Source organism: Citrobacter sp. VF227, from assembly GCF_052950715.1.
In genome coordinates this window covers 122,111-143,475 of sequence record NZ_JBRFVF010000003.1, presented here as the reverse complement: position 1 = coordinate 143,475, position 21,365 = coordinate 122,111, and the positions used below count along the sequence as shown (strand labels likewise).

20 protein-coding genes are annotated in these 21,365 nt (G+C 54.0%); 4 read left to right on the top strand and 16 right to left on the bottom strand.

Annotation, left to right across the window (positions count from 1 at the left end):
* Positions 1 to 26: 26 nt before the first annotated feature.
* The 7 genes from ACU8YC_RS13035 to pmbA form a co-directional block, all read right to left on the bottom strand.
* Positions 27 to 671 (bottom strand): DUF4310 family protein, encoded by a 645-nt coding sequence (locus ACU8YC_RS13035; RefSeq protein ID WP_003830379.1) that lies wholly within the window; start codon positions 669 to 671, stop codon positions 27 to 29.
* Between the two features lie 11 nt (positions 672 to 682).
* Positions 683 to 1,459: a DUF4311 domain-containing protein gene (locus ACU8YC_RS13030; protein WP_151217421.1), complete on the bottom strand. Its 777-nt coding sequence runs from the start codon at positions 1,457 to 1,459 to the stop codon at positions 683 to 685.
* A gap of 22 nt (positions 1,460 to 1,481) precedes the next feature.
* Positions 1,482 to 1,781, bottom strand: coding sequence for a DUF4312 family protein (locus tag ACU8YC_RS13025; protein WP_038636649.1), 300 nt, complete (start codon positions 1,779 to 1,781; stop codon positions 1,482 to 1,484).
* A 2-nt stretch (positions 1,782 to 1,783) separates the two neighbouring features.
* Positions 1,784 to 2,146, bottom strand: a complete 363-nt coding sequence (locus ACU8YC_RS13020) for an SFCGS family glycine-rich protein (RefSeq protein WP_103675660.1) — start codon at positions 2,144 to 2,146, stop codon at positions 1,784 to 1,786.
* Positions 2,147 to 2,156: 10 nt separating this feature from the next.
* On the bottom strand, positions 2,157 to 2,465 hold the full coding sequence (locus ACU8YC_RS13015; protein WP_016151467.1) for a PRD domain-containing protein: 309 nt from the start codon (positions 2,463 to 2,465) through the stop codon (positions 2,157 to 2,159).
* Positions 2,466 to 2,795: 330 nt separating this feature from the next.
* On the bottom strand, positions 2,796 to 3,182 hold the full coding sequence (gene cybC, locus ACU8YC_RS13010) for a cytochrome b562 (RefSeq protein ID WP_151217419.1): 387 nt from the start codon (positions 3,180 to 3,182) through the stop codon (positions 2,796 to 2,798).
* 47 nt (positions 3,183 to 3,229) lie between these two features.
* Entirely contained in the window at positions 3,230 to 4,582 is a 1,353-nt protein-coding gene (gene pmbA / locus ACU8YC_RS13005) for a metalloprotease PmbA (protein ID WP_003830385.1), read from the bottom strand.
* Positions 4,583 to 4,677: 95 nt separating this feature from the next.
* Here pmbA and yjgA point away from each other — a divergent pair, with 95 nt between their 5' ends.
* The gene (gene yjgA / locus ACU8YC_RS13000) at positions 4,678 to 5,229 is read left to right on the top strand and encodes a ribosome biogenesis factor YjgA (RefSeq protein WP_008786039.1); all 552 of its coding nucleotides are present in this window, start codon (positions 4,678 to 4,680) and stop codon (positions 5,227 to 5,229) included.
* A 99-nt stretch (positions 5,230 to 5,328) separates the two neighbouring features.
* On the opposite strand, the gene mpl is transcribed toward yjgA, so the two are convergent.
* Complete coding sequence (gene mpl, locus ACU8YC_RS12995) at positions 5,329 to 6,708, bottom strand: UDP-N-acetylmuramate:L-alanyl-gamma-D-glutamyl-meso-diaminopimelate ligase (protein ID WP_003839563.1); 1,380 nt, start codon at positions 6,706 to 6,708, stop codon at positions 5,329 to 5,331.
* 175 nt (positions 6,709 to 6,883) lie between these two features.
* Here mpl and fbp point away from each other — a divergent pair, with 175 nt between their 5' ends.
* Entirely contained in the window at positions 6,884 to 7,882 is a 999-nt protein-coding gene (fbp, locus tag ACU8YC_RS12990) for a class 1 fructose-bisphosphatase (RefSeq protein ID WP_003025742.1), read from the top strand.
* A gap of 52 nt (positions 7,883 to 7,934) precedes the next feature.
* Here the strand turns inward: fbp and ACU8YC_RS12985 are convergent, their stop codons facing one another.
* From ACU8YC_RS12985 to ytfQ, 5 genes are all read right to left on the bottom strand, one after another.
* Positions 7,935 to 9,047 carry a methyl-accepting chemotaxis protein gene (locus ACU8YC_RS12985; RefSeq protein WP_151217417.1) on the bottom strand — a complete coding sequence of 371 codons (1,113 nt, stop codon included), beginning with the start codon at positions 9,045 to 9,047 and terminating at the stop codon, positions 7,935 to 7,937.
* Between the two features lie 103 nt (positions 9,048 to 9,150).
* Positions 9,151 to 10,152, bottom strand: coding sequence for a galactofuranose ABC transporter, permease protein YjfF (yjfF, locus tag ACU8YC_RS12980; protein ID WP_446895414.1), 1,002 nt, complete (start codon positions 10,150 to 10,152; stop codon positions 9,151 to 9,153).
* Positions 10,139 to 11,161, bottom strand: a complete 1,023-nt coding sequence (gene ytfT / locus ACU8YC_RS12975) for a galactofuranose ABC transporter, ATP-binding protein YtfT (RefSeq protein WP_151217413.1) — start codon at positions 11,159 to 11,161, stop codon at positions 10,139 to 10,141. The genes yjfF and ytfT overlap by 14 nt, the downstream gene beginning before the upstream one ends.
* Before the next feature lie 13 nt (positions 11,162 to 11,174).
* On the bottom strand, positions 11,175 to 12,677 hold the full coding sequence (gene ytfR, locus ACU8YC_RS12970) for a galactofuranose ABC transporter, ATP-binding protein YtfR (protein WP_187253625.1): 1,503 nt from the start codon (positions 12,675 to 12,677) through the stop codon (positions 11,175 to 11,177).
* Positions 12,678 to 12,761: 84 nt separating this feature from the next.
* Entirely contained in the window at positions 12,762 to 13,718 is a 957-nt protein-coding gene (gene ytfQ / locus ACU8YC_RS12965) for a galactofuranose ABC transporter substrate-binding protein YtfQ (protein WP_151217411.1), read from the bottom strand.
* Positions 13,719 to 14,026: 308 nt separating this feature from the next.
* On the opposite strand from ytfQ, the gene ppa reads away from it, so the two are divergent.
* A complete protein-coding gene (gene ppa / locus ACU8YC_RS12960) occupies positions 14,027 to 14,554 on the top strand; it encodes an inorganic diphosphatase (RefSeq protein ID WP_003025726.1) in 528 nt (175 codons plus the stop codon).
* Positions 14,555 to 14,658: 104 nt separating this feature from the next.
* Here the strand turns inward: ppa and ACU8YC_RS12955 are convergent, their stop codons facing one another.
* From ACU8YC_RS12955 to tamA, 3 genes are read right to left on the bottom strand one after another with little or no spacing between them, the layout of a single operon-like run.
* Positions 14,659 to 15,003: a gamma-glutamylcyclotransferase family protein gene (locus ACU8YC_RS12955; RefSeq protein WP_029139743.1), complete on the bottom strand. Its 345-nt coding sequence runs from the start codon at positions 15,001 to 15,003 to the stop codon at positions 14,659 to 14,661.
* Between the two features lie 2 nt (positions 15,004 to 15,005).
* Positions 15,006 to 18,782, bottom strand: coding sequence for an autotransporter assembly complex protein TamB (gene tamB, locus ACU8YC_RS12950; RefSeq protein ID WP_446895413.1), 3,777 nt, complete (start codon positions 18,780 to 18,782; stop codon positions 15,006 to 15,008).
* Complete coding sequence (gene tamA / locus ACU8YC_RS12945) at positions 18,779 to 20,512, bottom strand: autotransporter assembly complex protein TamA (RefSeq protein ID WP_151217409.1); 1,734 nt, start codon at positions 20,510 to 20,512, stop codon at positions 18,779 to 18,781. The genes tamB and tamA overlap by 4 nt, the downstream gene beginning before the upstream one ends.
* A 212-nt stretch (positions 20,513 to 20,724) precedes the next feature.
* Between tamA and msrA the strand changes: the two genes are divergently transcribed.
* Positions 20,725 to 21,363: a peptide-methionine (S)-S-oxide reductase MsrA gene (msrA, locus tag ACU8YC_RS12940; RefSeq protein WP_187259198.1), complete on the top strand. Its 639-nt coding sequence runs from the start codon at positions 20,725 to 20,727 to the stop codon at positions 21,361 to 21,363.
* Positions 21,364 to 21,365: the final 2 nt, after the last annotated feature.

Genomic DNA, 21,365 nt, shown 5'->3' with positions numbered 1-21,365 from the left:
GCCTTATCCGGCCTACAAATCAACAGTTAGCTAATGGCAATCGGGAAGATTGAACCGAGGATCATTGCCCCAAGGATCGCCCCGCCGGTGATCGGTTTTTGCCACAGGTAAAACAGCAGCGCACCTGCCAGCGAACCGATGCCGATAGGGATAGAAGCGGTCATCGCGCTGAGGATAATCAATGGCCCGAGGAAGCGGCCAGAGGCGTTACCGGCCCCCATCATGACGTCCGCCCCGTAGGTTGAATCGCTCTGATTGATGGTGAACTTACGCGCCAGGATGATGATGTAGCCAATCGCCAGGCCAATCACCAGGCCGGTGACCAGAGAGGCGGCGAAGTTGGCGACCGGGAAGATAATGCCCGCGCCCAGCAACAGCGCCGGAACACCTAACCCGACTCCGGTCTGAATCGCGCCGCCGATATCCAGAATCCCCACCAGCGAACCTTCAATGATGCGGGCAAACAGGAAGCTTGCGCCAAATGCCGCCACCGCTCCGTAAGAGCCGGTGTCCATTCCCGCCTTTAGCATCGCCACAAAAGCGACTTCGTTAAATGCGCCGATACCGTACAGGTAGTACATGTGCGTTCCGGCAAATACGCCAGAGGAGAGCAGGCCAACGAAGATCGGGAACGACCAGTCAGCGAACCAAAAACCTTTATTCTGTTCCATGATGGCCTCCGTTATTTGCCGCTGAGTGAGTTATGGATAAGTTCCAACCAGCCAGGCACAGTCAGATGGAAGGATTCGATCATCTTCATATCGAAGCCGCGGAAGAAGCCGCTCAGGACAAACAGTGCAACAATAGCCACCATCATGACTTTGGTAACGTGGTTCCAGCCGCTTTCTTCCACGCCTTTACCGATCAAAATACCAAGGACCAGACCCGGGACGGCGTTGCCCATAATCAGTTGCGCCGCGCCGCCAAAAACGGTGGCCCAGAAACCTGATTTCTTACCGGCATCGATCGCCGCCAGCCAGAAAATCACTGGCATCACGGTGTTAACCAGCAGGTTAGCCGCAGGCACCAGTACCTTGACGGCAGTAACTTGCAGCGCTTCCGGTACGGATGACGCGGTGAGGTTCAGGAAGGTCACGACAATCATCCCGATAACGCCACAGGCAATCGCCATGCGTTTGGGATCGTGCAGCGTTTCGCCGACGTTGCGGTTTTTAACCATCAGCGCGGCGGCGCCCCAGTTGGGGATGATGCGATGGTCAACGTCCTGCGTGAACGCTCCCGCCGCAACGGAAGAAGCCCAGGCGTTAAAGAAGAAGCCCAGGCCGAACGAGAAGTGAGAAGCCGGATCCCCTTCACAGGAATTCAGTTCTCCCAGAGTACGAAACGCGCCCATCCCTTGAGTGGTAGGCGCATGAAACATGCGTGCAGCCCCAGCGCCGACACCGACGCCAACCAGGCCACCAATGATGAGCGATTTTATTAATATTATCAGGAACATATTTATGCCTTTTAATAAAGAATCAGCGTTGCGTAACGAAATCCACCTTGTCGAGATTGATGGCAGTCACGTTGACGGTCACATCCAGCTCCACGCTGAAGGTGCGTCTTTCCCGGCGCAGAAAGAGAAATAAAAACGCCTCTTTGCGCACCGTTTCACGCGCTTGAACAACCTGCACATCCTGTGGCTCAATACGCAGTAAGATATGCGGCGACGCTTTCATCACCGCAGCCTGAACGTGGTTCAGGGCGTCGGCAAAGGCGCGCGCTTTTGCCTCGCCCTTGCCAGTGACTCTCACCGTGGTGGTGAATTGCTCTTTCATGCTTAAGCGCCGTGTTTCTTTTGCCACGCCTGAACCAGGCGTTCACCGAGCTCTTCTTTGTCCATAAAACCGAACCCCAGCACGTTGCAACCTTCGTTGATGGCGGTGACGCCTTCATCAACCGAGCGCATGCCGTATTTCGCCTTGTAGCCGTATTTGTTCTGCGCGGTAATTGCCCCCGCCCCACCGCTGCCGCAAAACGAGATACCAAAGGTGGCGTTTTCCGCTTTCATTACGTCACCCAGCTTCATGTCAGCCGCAACGCCTGGTACCACAACCGCACGGCCACCCGCTTTCTCAACGCCTGCCGCCACTTTCTGGCCTTTACCCAGACGATCGCCAATCACTACGGTAATCTGTTCCATCTTTTGCTCCTTAAAGGTTGTCTTTTGCGACTTCGAAGTGCACCGACAGCAGCCAGGCCTCTTCCTCAGGAAGGTTGCCAAACTCGGCAACCACGTCGCGGGCAAGCGCCATTGATTCGGCAGAAATTTCATCAAACAAGCTGGCATCGACTTCAGGTAAGGGTTCACCCGTTACCGAGCGGTGCGCCATGGCGCGAACATGCGACGTCAGCATCTGTTCCTGTACAGCGTTGGGAATAATGTGGCGTTCACGCAGCAAGGCATACACCTGCGCCAGCATGCGGTCGGCCAGTTCCACCGATTCCCCCATGTCATTCATTACAGCTCCGTTATTCACTCGTCTTACCCCACTAATGGCTCTGGGGATAAATTAGCGGTGGGGGTTAAAAGTTTGTAGCGAGTTGTTTTCCACTTCGAAGTGGAAAGGGGGTCAGCGTTAGTGATCTGCGCCGCAAAATGGGTCGGGTTCACGATTTATCACTGGAAGAATGTGATTGAGATCGCAAGAGTGAGCCGAAAAATGGACGGCGATACGAACAATGAATGGACGATAAAAATGAAAAAATGTGATGGGTATAGCGTTTACTTATGGGGTGTTGTGACGCAGCGTCTTATCCGGCCCACGGTTATGCAGGCCGGATAGCGTAGATTAGCGGAACTTCTTGTGGTTTTCGTTGCGCGTGGTTTTCATGTCTTCCGCAACGGCTTTCGCCTCTTTGACTTTACCTTCGTTCGCCAGCTTAAGCGCGCCATCAATCTGACCGATCAGTGTGTCAAAACCGTGGCGGAAATCCTTCATCTCCGGGCTGTCCGGGGATTTGCTTTCCAGCTTCGGCGGTGTTCCTTTTTGAGCGTCCAGCGCGGCTGCGCGCATTTTGGTTAACGCATCTTTCAGTTCAGTCGCATTATCCGTTTTTTCGACGATCTTCAGGTTGTCGTTGAGGATCCCCATGTCATCTTCGAGATCGGCTGCAAACGCAGAAGAACCAAGAACCAGCGTTGAAGCCGCGACGATCGCTAACAGGTGTTTACGCATTGCTCACTTCCTTTTTTATTATTAAAAAATTTACGCCTTAACGAGTATCATTGCCCGGCGATTTTCATCTCCGGTAACAATACCGAACCACACTGAATATTACTGCGCGTTTCAATATCGTTCCCTACGGTCACAATATTGCGCCACATCTCTTTTAAGTTCCCGGCGATGGTAATTTCACTCACCGGATACTGAATTTCGCCGTTTTCGACCCAGAAGCCCGCCGCACCGCGCGAGTAATCCCCGGTAATGCCGCTTACGCCCTGGCCCATCAGCTCGGTAACCACAAGGCCTGTACCCATCTCTTTGAGTAGCTGCTCGAAGCTTAGACCTTGTCCCGGAATTCGCCAGTTGTGGATCCCCCCCGCATGCCCGGTGCTCTTCAGCCCCAGCTTACGTGCGGAATAGTTGGTCAACAGCCATTGAGTCAGCACGCCGTCTTTAATGATGTCGCGGCGTTCAGTCCGTACCCCTTCACTGTCGAACGGCGATGACGCCAGTCCCTTCAGCAGGTGCGGATGTTCTTCAATAGTCAGCCATTCCGGCAGAATTTGTTTGCCCAGCGAATCCAGCAGGAAGGTGGATTTGCGGTACACCGAACCACCGGCGATCGCGCCAACCAGGTGTCCGAACAGTCCGGTCGCCACTTCGTTGGCGAAAATCACCGGCGCTTTCATGGTGGAAAGCTTACGCGGCGACAAACGAGATAAGGTACGGCGAGCACAGTCTGCCCCCACCCACTCCGGCGTTTGCAGATCGCCCATCGCCCGACCAATGGTGTAGGCGTAATCGCGTTCCATATCGCCATTTTCTTCCGCGATCACACAGCTGGAAAGGGAATGACGAGTGGAGCAGTAGCCCTGCAGCATGCCGTGGCTGTTGCCAAATACTTTGATGCCATAGTGGCTGTTAAAGCTGCCGCCTTCGGTATTGGTGATACGCTTATCAGCCTGCAGCGCCGCCTGTTCAGCGCGGGCAGCCAATTCGATAGCTTCGTCAGGCGAGACTTCCGCTGGGTGGAACAGATCCAGATCGGGCGCATCAAAGGCCAGTAATTCTTTATCTGCAACGCCCGCGCACGGGTCCGGTGAGGTGTAACGCGCAATATCCAGCGCAGCCTGCACGGTACGGGCAATCGCCTGCGGACTTAAATCGGTGGACGATGCGCTGCCCTTACGGTTCTGGTGATAAACCGTAATCCCCAACGCGCCATCGCTATTGAATTCTACGTTCTCCACTTCACCATAACGGGTGCTGACGCTAATACCCGTGGTCTTGCTTACAGCGACTTCCGCGCCATCCGACTTACCTGACGCTAATTCCAGTGCCGTCGAGACCGCTTCTTCCAGAATCTTACGCTGCGCTTCAACTTGTGAGATTACTTTCATCGCAAATGCCATAATGTAGAGAGAGTTTCTCTGAAGTCTAACAGAGAACCGTTTTTCAGTGCGCATCTTAACTGGTAACATTAGCCTCTTTTTTTAAGGAGCCTGACATGACTAAGCAGCCCGAAGACTGGCTCGACGACGTTCCCGGTGATGACATCGAAGACGAAGACGATGAAATTATCTGGGTCAGTAAAAGTGAAATAAAACGTGACGCCGAGGAGTTAAAACACCTGGGTGTGGAACTGGTAAAACTGGGGAAAAACGCGCTGGATAAAATCCCGCTCGATGCGGATTTACGTGCCGCGATTGAGCTGGCCCAGCGTATTAAGATGGAAGGTCGCCGCCGCCAGCTGCAGCTGATTGGCAAAATGTTGCGCCAGCGCGATGTTGATCCTATCCGTCAGGCACTGGATAAGCTGAAAAACCGTCACAACCAGCAGGTCGTTGTCTTCCATAAGCTGGAGCAACTGCGTGACCGTATGGTTGACGGTAGCGATGAAGCCATCGAAGAAGTGATGAACCTGTGGCCTGACGCCGACCGTCAGCAACTACGTTCGCTGGTGCGTAACGCCAGGAAAGAAAAAGCGGGCAACAAGCCGCCAAAATCTTCCCGCCAGATCTTCCAGTATCTGCGTGAACTGGCGGAAAACGAAGCGTAACCTCTTCATCTGCCGAAAGTGCCGGATGGCGGTGCAAATACCTTATCCGGCCTATGATCCGTTGTAGGCCCGGTAAGCGTAGCGCCACCGGGCATTTTTTTACTCTTCCGCTTCTGCCTGAGCTTTCTTCGCCAGGCCATCCAGCAGTTTTTGATGAATACCACCAAATCCGCCGTTGCTCATCACCAGAATGTGATCGCCTGGCTGCGCGGTTTTCACCACCATATCCGCCAGGGCATCCACATCGCCACTCCAGTGGGCTGGCTGAACGCAAGCTTCAGCAACTTCTGCTACTTGCCACGGAATATGCGGGGGTTGCAGCAGGAACACTTCATCCGCACGGCCTAACGACGGCGCCAGATCGTCTTTGCACAGGCCCATTTTCATGGTGTTCGAACGGGGTTCCAGCACTGCGATGATGCGCGCCGTACCGCCCACTTTACCGCGCAACGCCGCAAGCGTCGCCAGAATGGCCGTTGGGTGATGGGCGAAATCGTCATACACCGTCACGCCATTGGCTTCACCCCGCAGCTCAAGACGACGACGAGCATTGATGAATGAACCGAGCGCGTTGGCTGCATCCGCAGGCACGACGCCCACATGGCGCGCGGCCGCAATCGCCATCAGACCGTTATGCATGTTGTGCTCGCCGACCAGGCCCCACTTCACCTCACCGACTTTTTCACCGTCCAGCCACACTTCCCACTCGGAGGCATCGGTGGTCAGCTTTTTCGCCTGCCAGTGGCCTTGTTCGCCCACCAGCTCTTGTTCGCTCCAGCAGCCCATCGCCATCGTCTGTTTCAGATTGATGTCGTTTTCCGGGTAGATGATGCGTCCCTGGCCCGGCACGATACGCACCAGGTGATGGAACTGTTTCTGGATCGCTTTCAGATCGTCAAAGATGTCCGCGTGATCGAACTCAAGGTTGTTGAGGATCAGCGTACGCGGGCAGTAATGCACGAATTTGGAACGCTTGTCGAAGAAGGCGCAGTCGTACTCATCTGCTTCAATCACGAAGAAGTCGCTTTCGCCCAGACGCGCAGAAACCTCAAAGTTACCCGGTACGCCGCCGATCACAAAGCCAGGCTTATAGCCGCAGGCTTCGAGGATCCAGGTCGCCATTCCGGCGGTGGTGGTTTTGCCATGCGTGCCCGCAACCGCCAGTACCCAGCGATCGCGCAGCACAAAGTCATGCAACCACTGCGGGCCGGACATGTACGGGATGTTCTTCTCGAGCACCGCTTCCACGCACGGATTACCACGAGTCATGGCATTACCGATGATCACTAAGTCCGGCTGCGGGTCGAGCTGGCTGGCATCGTACCCCTGAATTAAATCAATACCTTGCTTCTCAAGCAAGGTACTCATCGGCGGATACACATTGGCGTCCGAACCGGTTACTTCATGACCGAGCGAGCGCGCCAGCATCGCCAGACCGCCCATGAAAGTGCCACAAATTCCCAAAATATGAATGCGCATACGTCACTATCCTTTTTTAATCTGGGGGCCATTTTACGCACATGTCCGGCAAGTGAGAAACGCATTTCAGGATATTCCGTAGTTTGCTGGCGCGATTCACCTAAGCGCAACAATGGAAATATTTGTTAATATTGTTGCGGTCGCTTTACTCCACATAAATTGCAGGGAAAGTGTTATGAAAACGTTAGGTGAATTTATTGTCGAAAAGCAGCACGAGTTTTCTCATGCTACCGGTGAACTCACTGCTTTGTTGTCGGCAATAAAGCTGGGCGCCAAGATCATCCACCGCGATATCAATAAGGCCGGTCTGGTCGATATCCTGGGTGCCAGCGGTGCTGAGAACGTGCAGGGAGAGGTTCAGCAAAAACTCGATCTGTTCGCGAACGAAAAACTGAAAGCTGCACTGAAGGCGCGCGACATTGTGGCGGGCATTGCCTCGGAAGAAGAAGATGAAATCGTCGTCTTTGAAGGCTGTGAACACGCAAAATATGTTGTGCTGATGGATCCGCTGGATGGCTCATCCAACATCGATGTTAACGTCTCTGTCGGTACGATTTTCTCTATTTATCGCCGCGTAACCCCCGTCGGCACGCCGGTCACGGAAGAGGATTTCCTGCAGCCGGGCAACAAGCAGGTTGCGGCAGGTTACGTGGTTTATGGTTCTTCCACCATGCTGGTGTACACCACCGGCTGCGGCGTACACGCCTTCACCTACGATCCTTCTCTGGGCGTATTCTGCCTCAGCCAGGAACGTATGCGCTTCCCGGCGAAAGGCAGCACATACTCCATTAACGAAGGCAACTACATTAAATTCCCGAACGGCGTGAAGAAGTACATTAAATTCTGCCAGGAAGAAGATAAGTCAACCCAGCGCCCGTACACCTCGCGCTACATTGGCTCTCTGGTTGCGGACTTCCATCGCAATCTGCTGAAAGGCGGAATCTACCTGTACCCAAGCACCGCCAGCCACCCGGAAGGGAAACTGCGTCTGCTGTACGAATGCAACCCAATGGCCCTGCTGGCCGAGCAAGCGGGCGGCAAGGCGAGCGACGGTAAAAATCGTATTCTGGATATTATCCCGGAAAGCCTGCATCAGCGCCGCTCCTTCTTCGTGGGTAACGACCATATGGTTGAAGATGTAGAACGCTTTATCCGCGAGTTCCCGGACGCGTAATACGTTTTGCCGGATGAGACGTGTTAACGCCATCATCCGGCAAATTTATCCGCTACGCCGTTTGTACTTTAAACACTGCCATTGCTTCAAGCAGCGCATGTGACTGCTCTTCCAGCGAGCGGGTAGCTGCTGACGACTGCTGTACCAACGCCGCATTTTGCTGCGCCGTTTCATCCATCTGAATCACCGCAATATTCACCTGCTCAATGCCGCGACTCTGTTCCTGGGACGCACTGGCAATTTCACGCATCAGTTTGGTCATACGCATGACCTCGGTCGCAATCTCATCCATGGTTTCACCCGCCTGCTGCGCCAGCTCACTGCCTTCACCCACGTGCGTGTGCGAATCGCTGATTAAGGTGCGGATCTCTTTTGCCGCTTCAGCACTGCGGCTGGCCAGATTTCGGACTTCACCTGCGACAACCGCAAAGCCCCGCCCTTGCTCACCGGCGCGCGCCGCTTCAACGGAGGCATTAAGCGCCAGGATGTTGGTCTGGAAAGCAATACCATCGATTACGCTAAGGATGTCGGCGATTCGGCTGGAACTGCCTGAAATATCGCGCATTTTCTCGATCACATAGCACACCATCTCGCTACCGCGATCGGCGGTATCCGACACCGATTTTGCCAACTGATGCGCCTGTTCCGCGTTCTGCGCATTCTGTTTCACGGTCGCCGTGAGTTCTTCCATGCTGGCGGCGGTCTGCTCCAGCGACGTGGCGGTCGATTCAGTGCGTTGCGCCAGATGCTGGTTTCCGGCAGTCAGCTCACGGCTACCAATATCAATTTGCGAACTGGCATCGCGTACGCGTTGTACCGAGTCGCCCAGCGAATGGCGCATTTCATCCATCGCTGCGCTCAGGCGGTTGAATTCAGCGCTAGCCGACAGCGCCGAAACCGGCGACAAATCCCCCGTCGCCAGGCGTTCCAGTTGCTCCACTATACTATCCAGCGGCTTGAGAAACTTATTTCGCAGCATGAACCAAATCACGGCCAGTAGCGCGATAGCAACCAACATTGCCCCACTCATAATAGCGTGGTAAATCAATGAAGTAATAATACGAGTAGAGGCATATAGCCCCATCCCTCCAGTCAGTAACAGAAGGAACGTCAGCAGCGACAATAACACCAACAAACTTGATCGAATTGAAAGGGATTTTGGCATTGTTATATTTCCGGTTGTAGGGTTAAAACAGACCTGTACAGAACCTATCGACTACAACCGGAAAAAGTTTAGGTATTTAAATGTTTTTAGTAAAATCAGGATGTTACTTTGGTGTTGCTGTCGTACCCACTCGGGTTACCGGCGAGCTTTGACGATTTTCCCATAGCACCGTCAAACCGCGTTGTAACGCTATAAAAATAAACAATAAAATACCAATCGCAATCTTCGTCCACCAGGAACTTAATGTGCCGTCAAAATTAATATAGGTTTGAATTAATCCCTGAATAGCGACGCCAAACAAGGTACCTAACACCGTACCGACCCCGCCGCTCAGTAGCGTTCCGCCGATAACAACCGAAGCAATCGCATCCAGCTCGACGCCAACGCCCCCCAACGCATAACCCGCCTGGGTGTAAATTGAAAACACAATGCCGGCCAGCGTAGCAAGCCCGGTAGACAGCATATAGATACGAATGGTCGTGCTACGGGTTGAGATCCCCATCAGGTTGGCCGAGGTGGCGTTGCCACCAATGGCGTAAACCTGATTACCAAACCGCGTACGGTGCGCAAGGAAGATGCCAATCACCACCACGCCCAGCATTAACAACCCCATCGCGCTCAGGCGACCGCCGCCGGGAATTTTCCATGCCAGGCTTGAGAGCGTGTCATAGATCGGATGGTTAATTGGGATCGACTCTTCAGAGACCAGATAGCTGACGCCACGCAGGAAGAACATTCCCGCCAGCGTAATAATGAACGCAGGGATCTTCAGCGCATCAATCAGTAACCCCATAAATGCGCCAAACGCGCAACCCATCAGCAAAATCAGGGGAAACGCCAGCAGCGGGGAAATACCCCAATAACCAATAGCCTTCGCCAGAAATACGCCAGTAAAGGCGATGACCGAGCCAACGGAAAGGTCGATCCCGCCAGAGAGGATCACGAAGGTCATGCCCACCGCAATAATCCCTAAAAAAGCGTTATCGGTCAGGATATTGCAGATTACCCGAGTTGAAGCAAAAGCCGGAAACTGGGTCAGGCAGTAGAGATACCCCAGCACAAACACGCCGAGAGTAATCATTAGCGGTAAATTACGTTTTATCATGACCACGCACTCCTTTTATCAGGCTGATAAAGCGTTGTGACTGCACGACCAGTACACACAACACCACCACGGCTTTGACCACCTGGTTCAGCTCCGGCTGGAAGCCCGACAGTAAAATCCCGGTGTTCATTCCCTGGATAATCAATGCGCCGATCACCGACAGCAGCAGGTTAAATCGCCCGCCCATCAGCGAGCCACCACCGATGACCACCGCCAGGATGGCATCCAGTTCCAGCCACAATCCGGCGTTATTGGCATCTGCCCCACGGATATCCGCCGTGACGATAATACCGGCGATAGCCGCACACAGGCCGCTCAGTACATAAGTGAGCATCACAATGATGCGGGTATTCACCCCGGCATTTTTCGCCGCACGAATGTTAATGCCCACCGCTTCAATAAACATGCCCAGCGCCGTTTTACGCGTTAGCAGCCAAAAGGCGACCAGCGTCAGCAGCGCGATGATCACCGGCGTGGGGAACAGAAAGAGCGAGCCGCTGCCAAACCACGACAGCTCGGGCGAGTTGAAGGTGACGATCTGGCCAGACGTGATAAGCTGCGCCACTCCACGCCCGGCCACCATCAGGATGAGCGTCGCAACAAACGGCTGGATCTTGAGGATTGCCACCAGAATCCCGTTCCACAGCCCGGCCAGAATGCCGGAACCTAAGGCAGCAAGCAGCACCACCGGCAGACTGTGCCCGGCCACCGTCATCGCCGCGGTGGTCGCACCGGCAATCGCCATCACCGCGCCAACGGAAAGATCAATACCGCCGGTGGCGATCACCAGCGTCATACCAATCGCCAACAGCGCCACGGGAGCGGCACGGTTGAGAATATCAATCGGGCTGCCGAACAGGCGTCCATCCTGCAAAATCACCTGGTAGAAGTGTGGGGCCACCAGGCTGTCGACCAGCAGCACCAGCAGTAGCGCCACCAGTTGCGGCATACCTTTTGGCCAACGGAACCGTCGTTTCGCGGTGTTGGATTGAGGGAGAGATTGAGGCATCACCATAGTCTCCTTAGGCCGCAATGGCATTCATGATCGCCGGTACGGACAGTTCAGCCAGTGGGATCTCGGCCACCTGTTTGCGATCGCGCATAATAATGACGCGATCGGCATAACCCACTAACTCCTCCAGTTCGGATGAAATCACCAGCAGCGCCAGGCCATCCGCGCACAGTGTTTCGATCAGGCGGATGATCTCGGCATGTGCGCCGACATCGATTCCCCGCGTGGGTTCATCGAGGATCAGGAACTGCGGTTTGGTGAGTAACCAGCGCGAGAGCAAAACTTTTTGCTGATTACCGCCAGAGAGAAACTCGATTGGCTGCTCGGCGTTGGGGGTACGAATTCCAAGCTGACGGATAAAACGCTCGGCAATCTCGTTTTGTTCTTTCCTCGCAATAGGCCGCAGCCAGCCACGTTGCGCCTGCAAAGCCAGAATGATGTTTTCCCGCACCGAGGCGGCGGCGATAATACCATCCGTTTTACGATCTTCCGGACAGAAGCCGATCCCCAGGCACGAAGCCTGATGTGGGGATCGTAAGATCTGCGGTTTACCTTTGATCAGCGCACTACCGCTATCGGCAGGTTTAATACCGAAGATCACCTCCGCCGTTTCCGTGCGCCCGGATCCCAGCAATCCGGCAAGACCAACAATCTCACCGGGACGCACCTGTAGATCAAACGGCGCGATGGTGCCTTTCTTGCCAAAACCGCTAAAGGCCGCCACCGGCTTATCGCTCAGTAACGTGCGTCCCGCACGCTGTAGCGCATGGGTATCCAGTTCGCGGCCCAACATCATTTTGACCAGTTCGATCTGTGGCAACTCGCGGGTTTCGCGGCAGCCAACGAAGCCGCCGTTACGCAGAACGGTGATGCGATCGCTGACCTGATAAACCTGATCGAGGAAATGGGTGACGAAGATCAGACTGACGCCCCGATCGCGAAGATGGCGCATCAGGCCGAACAGCATTTCAACTTCCTGGGTATCGAGGCTGGCTGTGGGTTCATCGAGGATCAGCACTTTCGCGGAGAGATCGATCGCGCGGCAAATCGCGACAATCTGCTGCATCGCCACAGAAAAGCGGTTCAGCGGCTCGCGTACGTCGAGGGAAAAACCGTATGACGCCATCAGCTCCGTGGCGCGTTTTTCCATCTGCTTACGCTGTAGCAGGCCAAAACGCCGTGGTTCACGGCCAATAAACAGGTTATCCGCGACCGACATATTGGGCAGCAGGTTTACTTCCTGATACACGGTGCCAATCCCCAGTTGCTGGGCATGGGCGGTATTTTTCGGGGAAATCTGCTGGCCTTCGAGCCAGATAGTGCCGCGATCGGCGTGGTAAACACCGGTCAGCGCTTTGATTAGCGTCGATTTACCGGCTCCGTTTTCACCCAGCAGCGCCATAATCTCGCCACGACGCAAACTAAAATCCACGTTATCCAGTGCTTTGACGCCGGGAAAAAATTTACTTAATCCTTCGGTGCGGAGGATCTCCTGATGTTGGTCGGTGGTCATGGCATTCCTCCGGTGCGAAATCACGGCGTTTCGTAGGCCTGATAAGCGCAGCGCCATCAGACCTACAGAAGACCGACAGCAAAACTAGTAGCCCATGTTTTTCTTCTTCTCTAACTCTTCTTTCGCCGTATCTGGCAGGTAGAGGATCGACTTGGTGATGGTCAGCTTCTCAGGCATCGTGCCGTCTTTTTTGAATTTATCCAGCGCATCGAAGGCCGGACCTGCCATATTCGGCGTCAGCTCGACGCTGGCGTTAGCTTCACCATCAATCATCGCTTTGTAGATATCCGGTACGCCGTCGATGGAACCGGTAAGAATATCTTTACCGGGTTTCAGACCCGCTTCTTTGATCGCCTGAATCGCACCGATCACCATGTCATCGTTGTGGGCGTAAACCATGCAGATGTTCTTGCCGTTGTTTTCCGCTTTAATAAAGCTCTCCATCACTTCTTTCCCTTTACTGCGGGTGAAGTCACCGGACTGTGAGCGGATAATTTTGATGTTAGGTGCGTTAGCGATGGCTTCAGCAAAACCTTTTTTACGATCGATCGCTACACTTGCCCCGACGGTCCCTTGCAGCTCAACAACGTTACACGGCTTGCCGTTCACTTCTTTAATTAGCCAGTCGCCAATCAATTTACCTTCCAGCACGTTGTCAGCGGTGACGGTGGTCATATAGAGAGATTTGTCTTTTACATCGATGGAACGATCGAGCAAAAAGACGGGAATGTCGGCATCTTTTGCTTCTTTTAAGACCGGCTCCCAACCCGTTGCCACGACCGGGGCAATAAAGATGGCATCAACGCCCTGCGCCACGAATGAGCGGACTGCCTTAATCTGGTTTTCCTGCTTTTGCTGGCCGTCAGCGATTTTCAGCGTAATACCCCGCTTTTCGGCCTCGCTTTTCGCAACGTTGGTTTCTGCGGCGCGCCAGCCGGATTCAGAGCCAACCTGTGAAAATCCTACGGTTAAAGGGGCTGCCATTGCCATAGACGACATGGCTGCCGAAACTGCTGTGACTAAAAGTAAGCGCTTCCACATAAGTGCGTCCTCGTAGGGTGATTATTGTTGGTTAATAAACCGTCGCGAAAAACTATAGACAATTGAGCATGTAACAGATTGCGTTACATCACACTTCAAAAAAGTAAATAAAACGTTAATCACAACTTTGTAATCGTTTTCATCTCGCTATGAAAAATGCGGCTGAAGATATGGATTTTTCTGTCATCAGAGAGGGGTAAAAAGAAGAAAATGCACGTAGATAAAGCGAAAACAAGCGGAGACATTCAGCGCGAGTTGGCTATAATACCCGCCACTTGTTTGCCATAGCATATTTAAAGGAAACAGACATGAGCTTACTCAACGTCCCTGCCGGTAAAGATCTGCCGGAAGATATCTACGTTGTTATCGAGATCCCTGCCAACGCAGATCCGATCAAATACGAAGTTGACAAAGAGAGCGGCGCCCTGTTCGTTGACCGCTTCATGTCCACCGCGATGTTCTATCCGTGCAACTACGGTTACATCAACCACACCCTGTCTCTGGACGGTGACCCGGTAGACGTTCTGGTCCCGACCCCGTATCCGCTGGAACCAGGTTCAGTGATCCGCTGCCGTCCGGTTGGCGTACTGAAAATGACCGACGAATCCGGTGAAGATGCGAAACTGGTTGCGGTACCGCACACCAAGCTGAGCAAAGAATACGACCACATCAAAGATGTGACCGACCTGCCGGAACTGCTGAAAGCGCAGATTACCCACTTCTTCGAGCACTACAAAGACCTCGAAGCAGGCAAATGGGTAAAAGTTGACGGTTGGGACAACGCTGAAGCCGCTAAAGCTGAAATCGTTGCTTCCTTCGAGCGCGCGAAAAAGTAAGTTTTACTTTTGATGCTTAGCCCCGCATGTCGGGGCTTTTTTATGCCCTGATGCGAGTACGATTGGCACAAAAAACAACGCCACCCGAAGGTGGCGTGTTCACATCAGTACTGGTCTCTGTCTAACCAGTTGCCGCTTTCAATCAGCGTTAAGCCATCAACCGGACGTTGGTACACGTACATCCATGCACTTCCGTACGGCGTTTGAATTAACTGGCGTGCGTATTCACCGCCACGGGTACGCAGAGCATCAAGCTCTGCCAGCGTGGCGTTATCAATACGATAAACTTCCCCGTGTACTGTTCCCTTTCCCGGAACGGCGCCTGGATAGTGGCCCAGGCTATACAACTGGTAGTTGTCGATACTGAAATTCCCCAGCAACAGGGCATTGGTCATCCAGTGGCTGTTGCCTTGTTTGGTTCGTAAACTGCCGTAGACAAATATTCGCATTGCTAAAACTCGAACTGATAGAGCAAATCAAGTGCCTGATCTACGCCAGACACTGCTTCCAGATATAGCTTAGGCATCAGACGATAACGTAGCGTGAGTGTCGCTAAGGAGTCAAATATACCCACACCATATTTCACCTGCAGACCTGGCAGTACGTATCCGCTGACAACTACCTGAGATGAATCGCCCACCCCTTGCGTGTCCAGTGCCAGATTGCTTACGCCAAATGTCTCCCCGATTTTACCCACAACCTGACCACTTTGTGCAACCCCCAGACCAATAAGCATTGAGGTCATCGCCGCGCTGTCACTCTGTTCGCTATCAAGTCCTTGTCCGCGAAGTAGGTAGGAAAGCGCCATTTGCTGCGACATTGCCGGGTCGGAGAAGATCTCCGCCTTCGGTTCATCGGCAGTGCCGGTCACGCGAACACCGGCGATCACGTCGTCTTCGGTGGCATCCGGGTTACGAATCGCTTCAATATTGAGCAACGGCTGATCCGGCGGGCCGGAGAACAACAGCTCGCCCTTACGCACAATCAGATCCTGGCCATAGGCATGGAAGCGACCGCTCGGAATATTAATTTGTCCGTTCAGCCCCAGCCCCTGCTTATCCTGTACCACTTTCAGGTCGCCCGTCAGACGCGCTTTCAGACCAAAAGCGTCAATACGCACGTTGTTACCGACGTGGATGTTCAGGTTGCTGTTAATCGGAATACTGGCTGTCTGCGGTTTCTCCGGCTGCAGATTGTTGTTCAGCATGACCATGTCGCTGGAAACCCCTACCGCGCTCTCCGGCAGGTCGTGTACCACGATACGCGCCCATGGCACATCTACGTTGCCATCCAGGGTAAACAGGCTCGGCGTGGCTTCAAAGACCACGTCCGGCGAGACATCCAGGCGAACCATCGGCGGCACGGTAATACGTACCCTGCTGCCTTTAGCCGCGACCCGCGCCCGCCAGTTGTCTATTTGACTCCAATCGGCATCGCCGCTCAGGTTAATTTCTCCCTGCTGCGTGCGCACCACGCCCGCCAGCGTGGAGCGTGTTCCGGTGAAATTAACGGCTAACTGGCTTGGCTGCATGTCGAACGGCATAAAGTTACCGTCGATATCCAGACCGCTCAGTTGCAGTTGTCCAAGCAGTTGTGGGCTTTGCACATCACCGCCCAGTCGCAGGTTGGCGTTGATCACCCCAGCCGCTTTTTCACCGCGCGAGAAGATGGGGTTCACCATCGCCAGATTGAAGTTGCGAATATTGACGTTACCGCCCAGGTTGCGGCGTCCTTGCGGATCCGTCACCTGTACCTGGCCGTCAAACTGCCCGTTGTTGGTCAGGCGAATCAGCCAGCCCAGCTCGGCACGGTTATTATGCAGGTCAGCAGTCAGATTCAGCGTGTCAAACGCCACCGGAAGCGATGCATCGTTCACGCTTTGCGTGACCTTCACGTTACGTCCATTCAGCGTCACTTGCCCCTGCGGCAGCCCTTCTTTGGTGGTGTCCCAGCTCACATCGGCTTTGCCAGTGAACACACCGCTGGCCTGGGTTGCATCCGGCATAAACGGTTTCAGCATTGCCAGATCGAAGCGATTCAGGTTCACCACCGCACGCCCTTCTGCACCGGCATCAATGGCTTGCGGTACGCACAGTTCCGCATTCGGGTTGTTCCAGCAGTGCGGCCCAATGCTGATTTTCTGTTCCTGATTACGGTAATCCAGCGCAACAGGGCGGTTCAACGACCACGGACCCACCGGCGTCTGGAAGCGCGTATTGCTCAGCGTCCCTTTCCAGCGCTGTTCTTTACGATCAAAGCTACCCGCTAGATCAAGCTGTCCGGAAACCGGCTCACCCTGAATGCGCAGTTGCAGCTCATGCTGCTTTTCACTGCCTTTGGCGTTAAGCGTCACCAGGCCAATATTCACGTCAGGTTGTACAATCCGCTCTACGCGAACATTGAGATTACCGGCGATTTGCTCGGCCGATTTAACATCGCCTTCGACGCGTACCTGAGCGACGGAAAGCTCTTGCCAGCGCAGACCGCGAGCGGTGATATCCGCCAGCAGCTGCGGCGCTTCAACCGTACCGCGAACTTTTACCAGCCCTTTCGCCGTACCGCCCAGTCCAGGCAGCGCGTTATCCAGGCTCGGGGCATCAATCGTCGCGTCGAGATTGAGGTCTTTGACCCCCAGTTCCCCTTTCACATCCGCGCTGTTGCGCCCCAGTTCCAGATGCAGCCCCGGGATCGTCCACTGCAGGTAACTGTTACCCTTCAGTGAACCATTCACATTGACCTTGTTCTGCTTCACGTTGCCGGTCAGCTTCAGCTCCGGAACCTCCATCTGCCAGCTTCCACCGTACAGACTGCCGCGCGTTTTCACCAGGCCATTCAGTTTTGACGGCCAGTCTGGAATCGCTTTCGCGGTGTTGATGCCATCCAGCGTTAACTCCCCGCGCCAGCTGATCGCCTGCTGCCAGTCCACCAGCGCTTTCAGCTCGGTTTTCCCTTCCAGCGCCGCAACGCTGAGTTTGTCGAGATTGATCTGCAGTTCGTTACCTTTAGCGTCCAGCGTGATGGTAGCCGGAGGAATATCCTGCCCCTTCACTGCGGTACGCATCGACAACGTGTAGTCGGTCATCTTGCCGGTCAGTTTGAGCTTGATGTCATCAGCCTGGAACTGCTTGTCGCCGGTAAACGGCCAGTATATTTGCTTACTCACCACTTCCAGATTGAGCGGCAACCCGGCTTCCGCCAGACGCGTTTGCGCCCGTAGGTCCATATCCACCGGACCAGACAGATTTACGCCGACTTCCAACTGGTCACGCAGTGCGCCGCCGACCTTCAGCTTCACCTTTTCGCCTTTTAACGGGTCGATGTTCAGCGTGCTGTTTAACGTAATATCGACCGGCCATGTGTCGGTGAGCTGCGCCGTACCGCTGGCTTTTACCGATCCCTGATTCGAGTCGATATCCAGCGTATCCAGCTTCATGTTGCCGTCAATGCTGCTCACTTTCAGCAACAGGTTATGTACCGTGAGATCAGTATCCCCGGTGACGCGCAACTGCTCGCCGCGAAATTCTTCAATATTGAGATTGAGCGGCAGATGCACATCGGTCATTTCCGGTAGCACCGGCTTTGAGAACAGATCTTTTAGCGTTTCGCCGAGCGGTTTTTCATCCGGCTGCGGGTTTTGAATCTTTGGTTCGACGACCTCTTCCTGCGCCACTTCCGCCACTTTAGGCAGGGCAATCAGCAGCCCCTGCAATGACGTTGGCTTCAACGTCAGCGTTTTTTCCTGCCAGTTCAGACCAGAGGTAAAGTCCAGCACGGAAGCCTTGGTGTCATCGATTTTAATATTGATGTTGTTAAGTGCCACGCGTGAAAGCGTGATTGGGTAAGGCGTGGAAAGGTTAAGCGGACCGTTCTCTTCTTCCTCAACCGGCGCTGATGGCGGCATTTTTTTGCTGTCGATCGCTACGTTGATATTTTTCAGCGACAGATCGTTGACGCACAGACTGCTATTCCACAGGCAATTAAGCCCAACGGCCAGATGTACTTCGCCAGCATTTACTGCCACGCCGGGCTGGTCATAACGGATATTTTTAAGTGATAAATCCCGCCAGCCGCCGGTGACCTGACCGATCTCAAGCCCCGGAACCCAACGATTCGCGGCTTTGAAGATCAAATGCAGGCCCGAGGTGGTGCCGACGAGAAACGCTACTGTGCCTGACAGCAGCAGGATAAAAATCAGTATGCCGAGGCTTATCTTCTTCCATAAACTCATAATTCAGGCCCCAGACCGATGTAAAACTGTAAACCATGTTCATCTTTGTCGCCGACAGGGACGGCAAAGTCGAGCTTGATAGGTCCGACCGGCGACTGCCAGCGAACACCGACCCCGGCACCGGTTTTGAAATCGCTTTTGCGAATATCGCTAACCGCTTCGCCGCTATCGACAAACATCGCGCCCCACCATTTTCCGGTCACGTTGTATTGATATTCCAGCGAGCCGGTCGCCAGCTTCGAAGCCCCTTTCAGCTTGCCGTCGCTGCCTTCTGGCGAAATAGATTTGTATTTGTAGCCGCGAATGCTGCGATCGCCCCCAGCGAAGAAACGCAGATCCGGCGGCACTTTGTCGAAGTCACCGGTTTCAATCCAGCCGAGGTTGCCGCGCATCACAAAGCGATGACGATCGTACAGCGTACGGATCCACACGTTTTGCGCCTGGAAGACGGAGAAATCAACGTCTGAGCCCCAGGCTGTGTTGGAGTAATCGATGGAATAACGTTGGGAGTCGCCCCAGACGGGCATCAGACCGCCACGCGAGCGCGTCCGGCTGATCATCACGCCCGGATAAAGCAGCATGGTGGTGTTGGTGACGTTACCCTGGGTAAAGTGGTCGAGGCTCCAGCGCAGGTTAATCGCGCGTTGCCAGCCGCTGGAGAGATCCCAGTAGCGGGAAACCGCAAGCGTCGTGGAGTCCTGCTCGGTATCGTTTAAATCGGTACGCTTAAAGCCCCCCTGCACCAGGTAATACTGTTCCAGAGGGTTCTTTAATAGCGGCATTTTATAACTGAAATCAAGAACTTGCTCTGGCGCAGAGATGCTGGCGCTGGTGGTCAGGCTGTGGCCGTAGGAGTTCATCCACGGCTTTTTCCACGAGGTTTTCAACCGGGGTCCGACGTCAGTTGAATAACCAACCCCGGTTTCGATGGTGTTTTCGGTGCGCGGCGAAACCACGCCTTTCAGCGGCAGCACTTTGGTTTTACGGGCTTTATCAAATTCCGGCGCGACGACCACGGAGTTAAACCATCCGGTTGCCGACAGACGACGGTTCAGTTCGCCCAGATCTTTCGACTCATACTCATCACCCTCTTTAAAGGGCACCAGATTTTGCAGATACTCATCGCGAATTTGCGAGCCTTCAAAGGTGACATGCCCAAAGCGATAGCGTTCGCCGCTGTTGTAATCGATATCCCAGAATGCCTGGCGGCGCTCAAGCGCTATCCCGAGCTGGCTTTTATTAAATTCACTGTCGAAATAGCCTTTGCGCAGCGCCACGCTGGTGAGTGACTTTTTGAAATTGTCATAGTCACCCTGATTCAGCACAGTGCCGATTGCCGGGCGTGTTTTCAGCAGATCCAGGTAATCTTTATCCGTACGTGCGCCACCGCGTAGAATCACTTCTGTGCCGCCAATCAGCACTGGCTCGCCAGGGGTGACTTTGGCAATCAGCACCTGGCGTCCTTTTGCCGGCGGCGGACGCAGTTCAAAATCAATGGTTGGCTCAAAGTAGCCCAGCGCTTTTAGCCCTTCGCGGATGGCATCATCAACGCGCGCACGAAAGCGTCGGTCTGGAGTGACTTCATCACTTTGAATCGTGGACAGCTGCGCACGGACGTTTTTCTCCAGCGGTCCTGATAATCCTTCGACCTGCAAGCGAACATTCGCGGCGGCGGCGGAGCCACTTAAGCACAGTAATCCAACCCAACATAACTGACGGATATGTGGCACATTTTCTCCTGAATATCCTTTTTTCCCACCCCTGGAAAAAAATACTATGCCGTTCCTCGGCTTAACAAAAAATCAACAATAAGAGTTGAAAAACAGACGACAACCCAAATATTTCTTATGTTTAACTCTAGACGCATTCACGCTGTTTATTGTGGGCAAAGACGCGTCTCGTTACAACCTTAACCCAAATGACTGATTTCGGGAGAACGGCCATGAGTTTATTTGATAGAAAGCATCTTGTTACTCAAGCAGATGCCCTACCTGGACGCAACACCCCGATGCCAGTGGCAACGCTGCATGCGGTTAACCAACATTCGATGACCAACGTGCCCGAAGGTATGGAGATAGCTTATTTCGCCATGGGATGCTTCTGGGGCGTTGAACGTTTATTCTGGTCATTACCCGGCGTATATAGCACCGCAGCCGGATACACAGGTGGTTACACCCCAAACCCAACTTATCGGGAAGTCTGTTCCGGCGATACCGGACACGCCGAAGCGGTACGCGTCGTCTATGACCCGCATGTTATCAGCTACGAACAACTGCTGCAGGTGTTCTGGGAAAATCACGATCCGGCGCAGGGCATGCGTCAGGGGAACGACCAGGGTACGCAGTATCGCTCCGCCATTTACCCGTTAACGCCGGAGCAAACCGCCGCGGCACAGGCCAGCCTTGAGCGTTTTCAGGCAGCAATGACCGCCGCAGGCGATGAACGCACTATTACCACGGAAATCACTACCGCAACCCCGTTCTACTATGCCGAGGACGATCACCAGCAGTATTTGTACAAAAACCCTCATGGATACTGTGGGATTGGTGGAATAGGCGTTTGCCTGCCGCCAGAACGTTAATC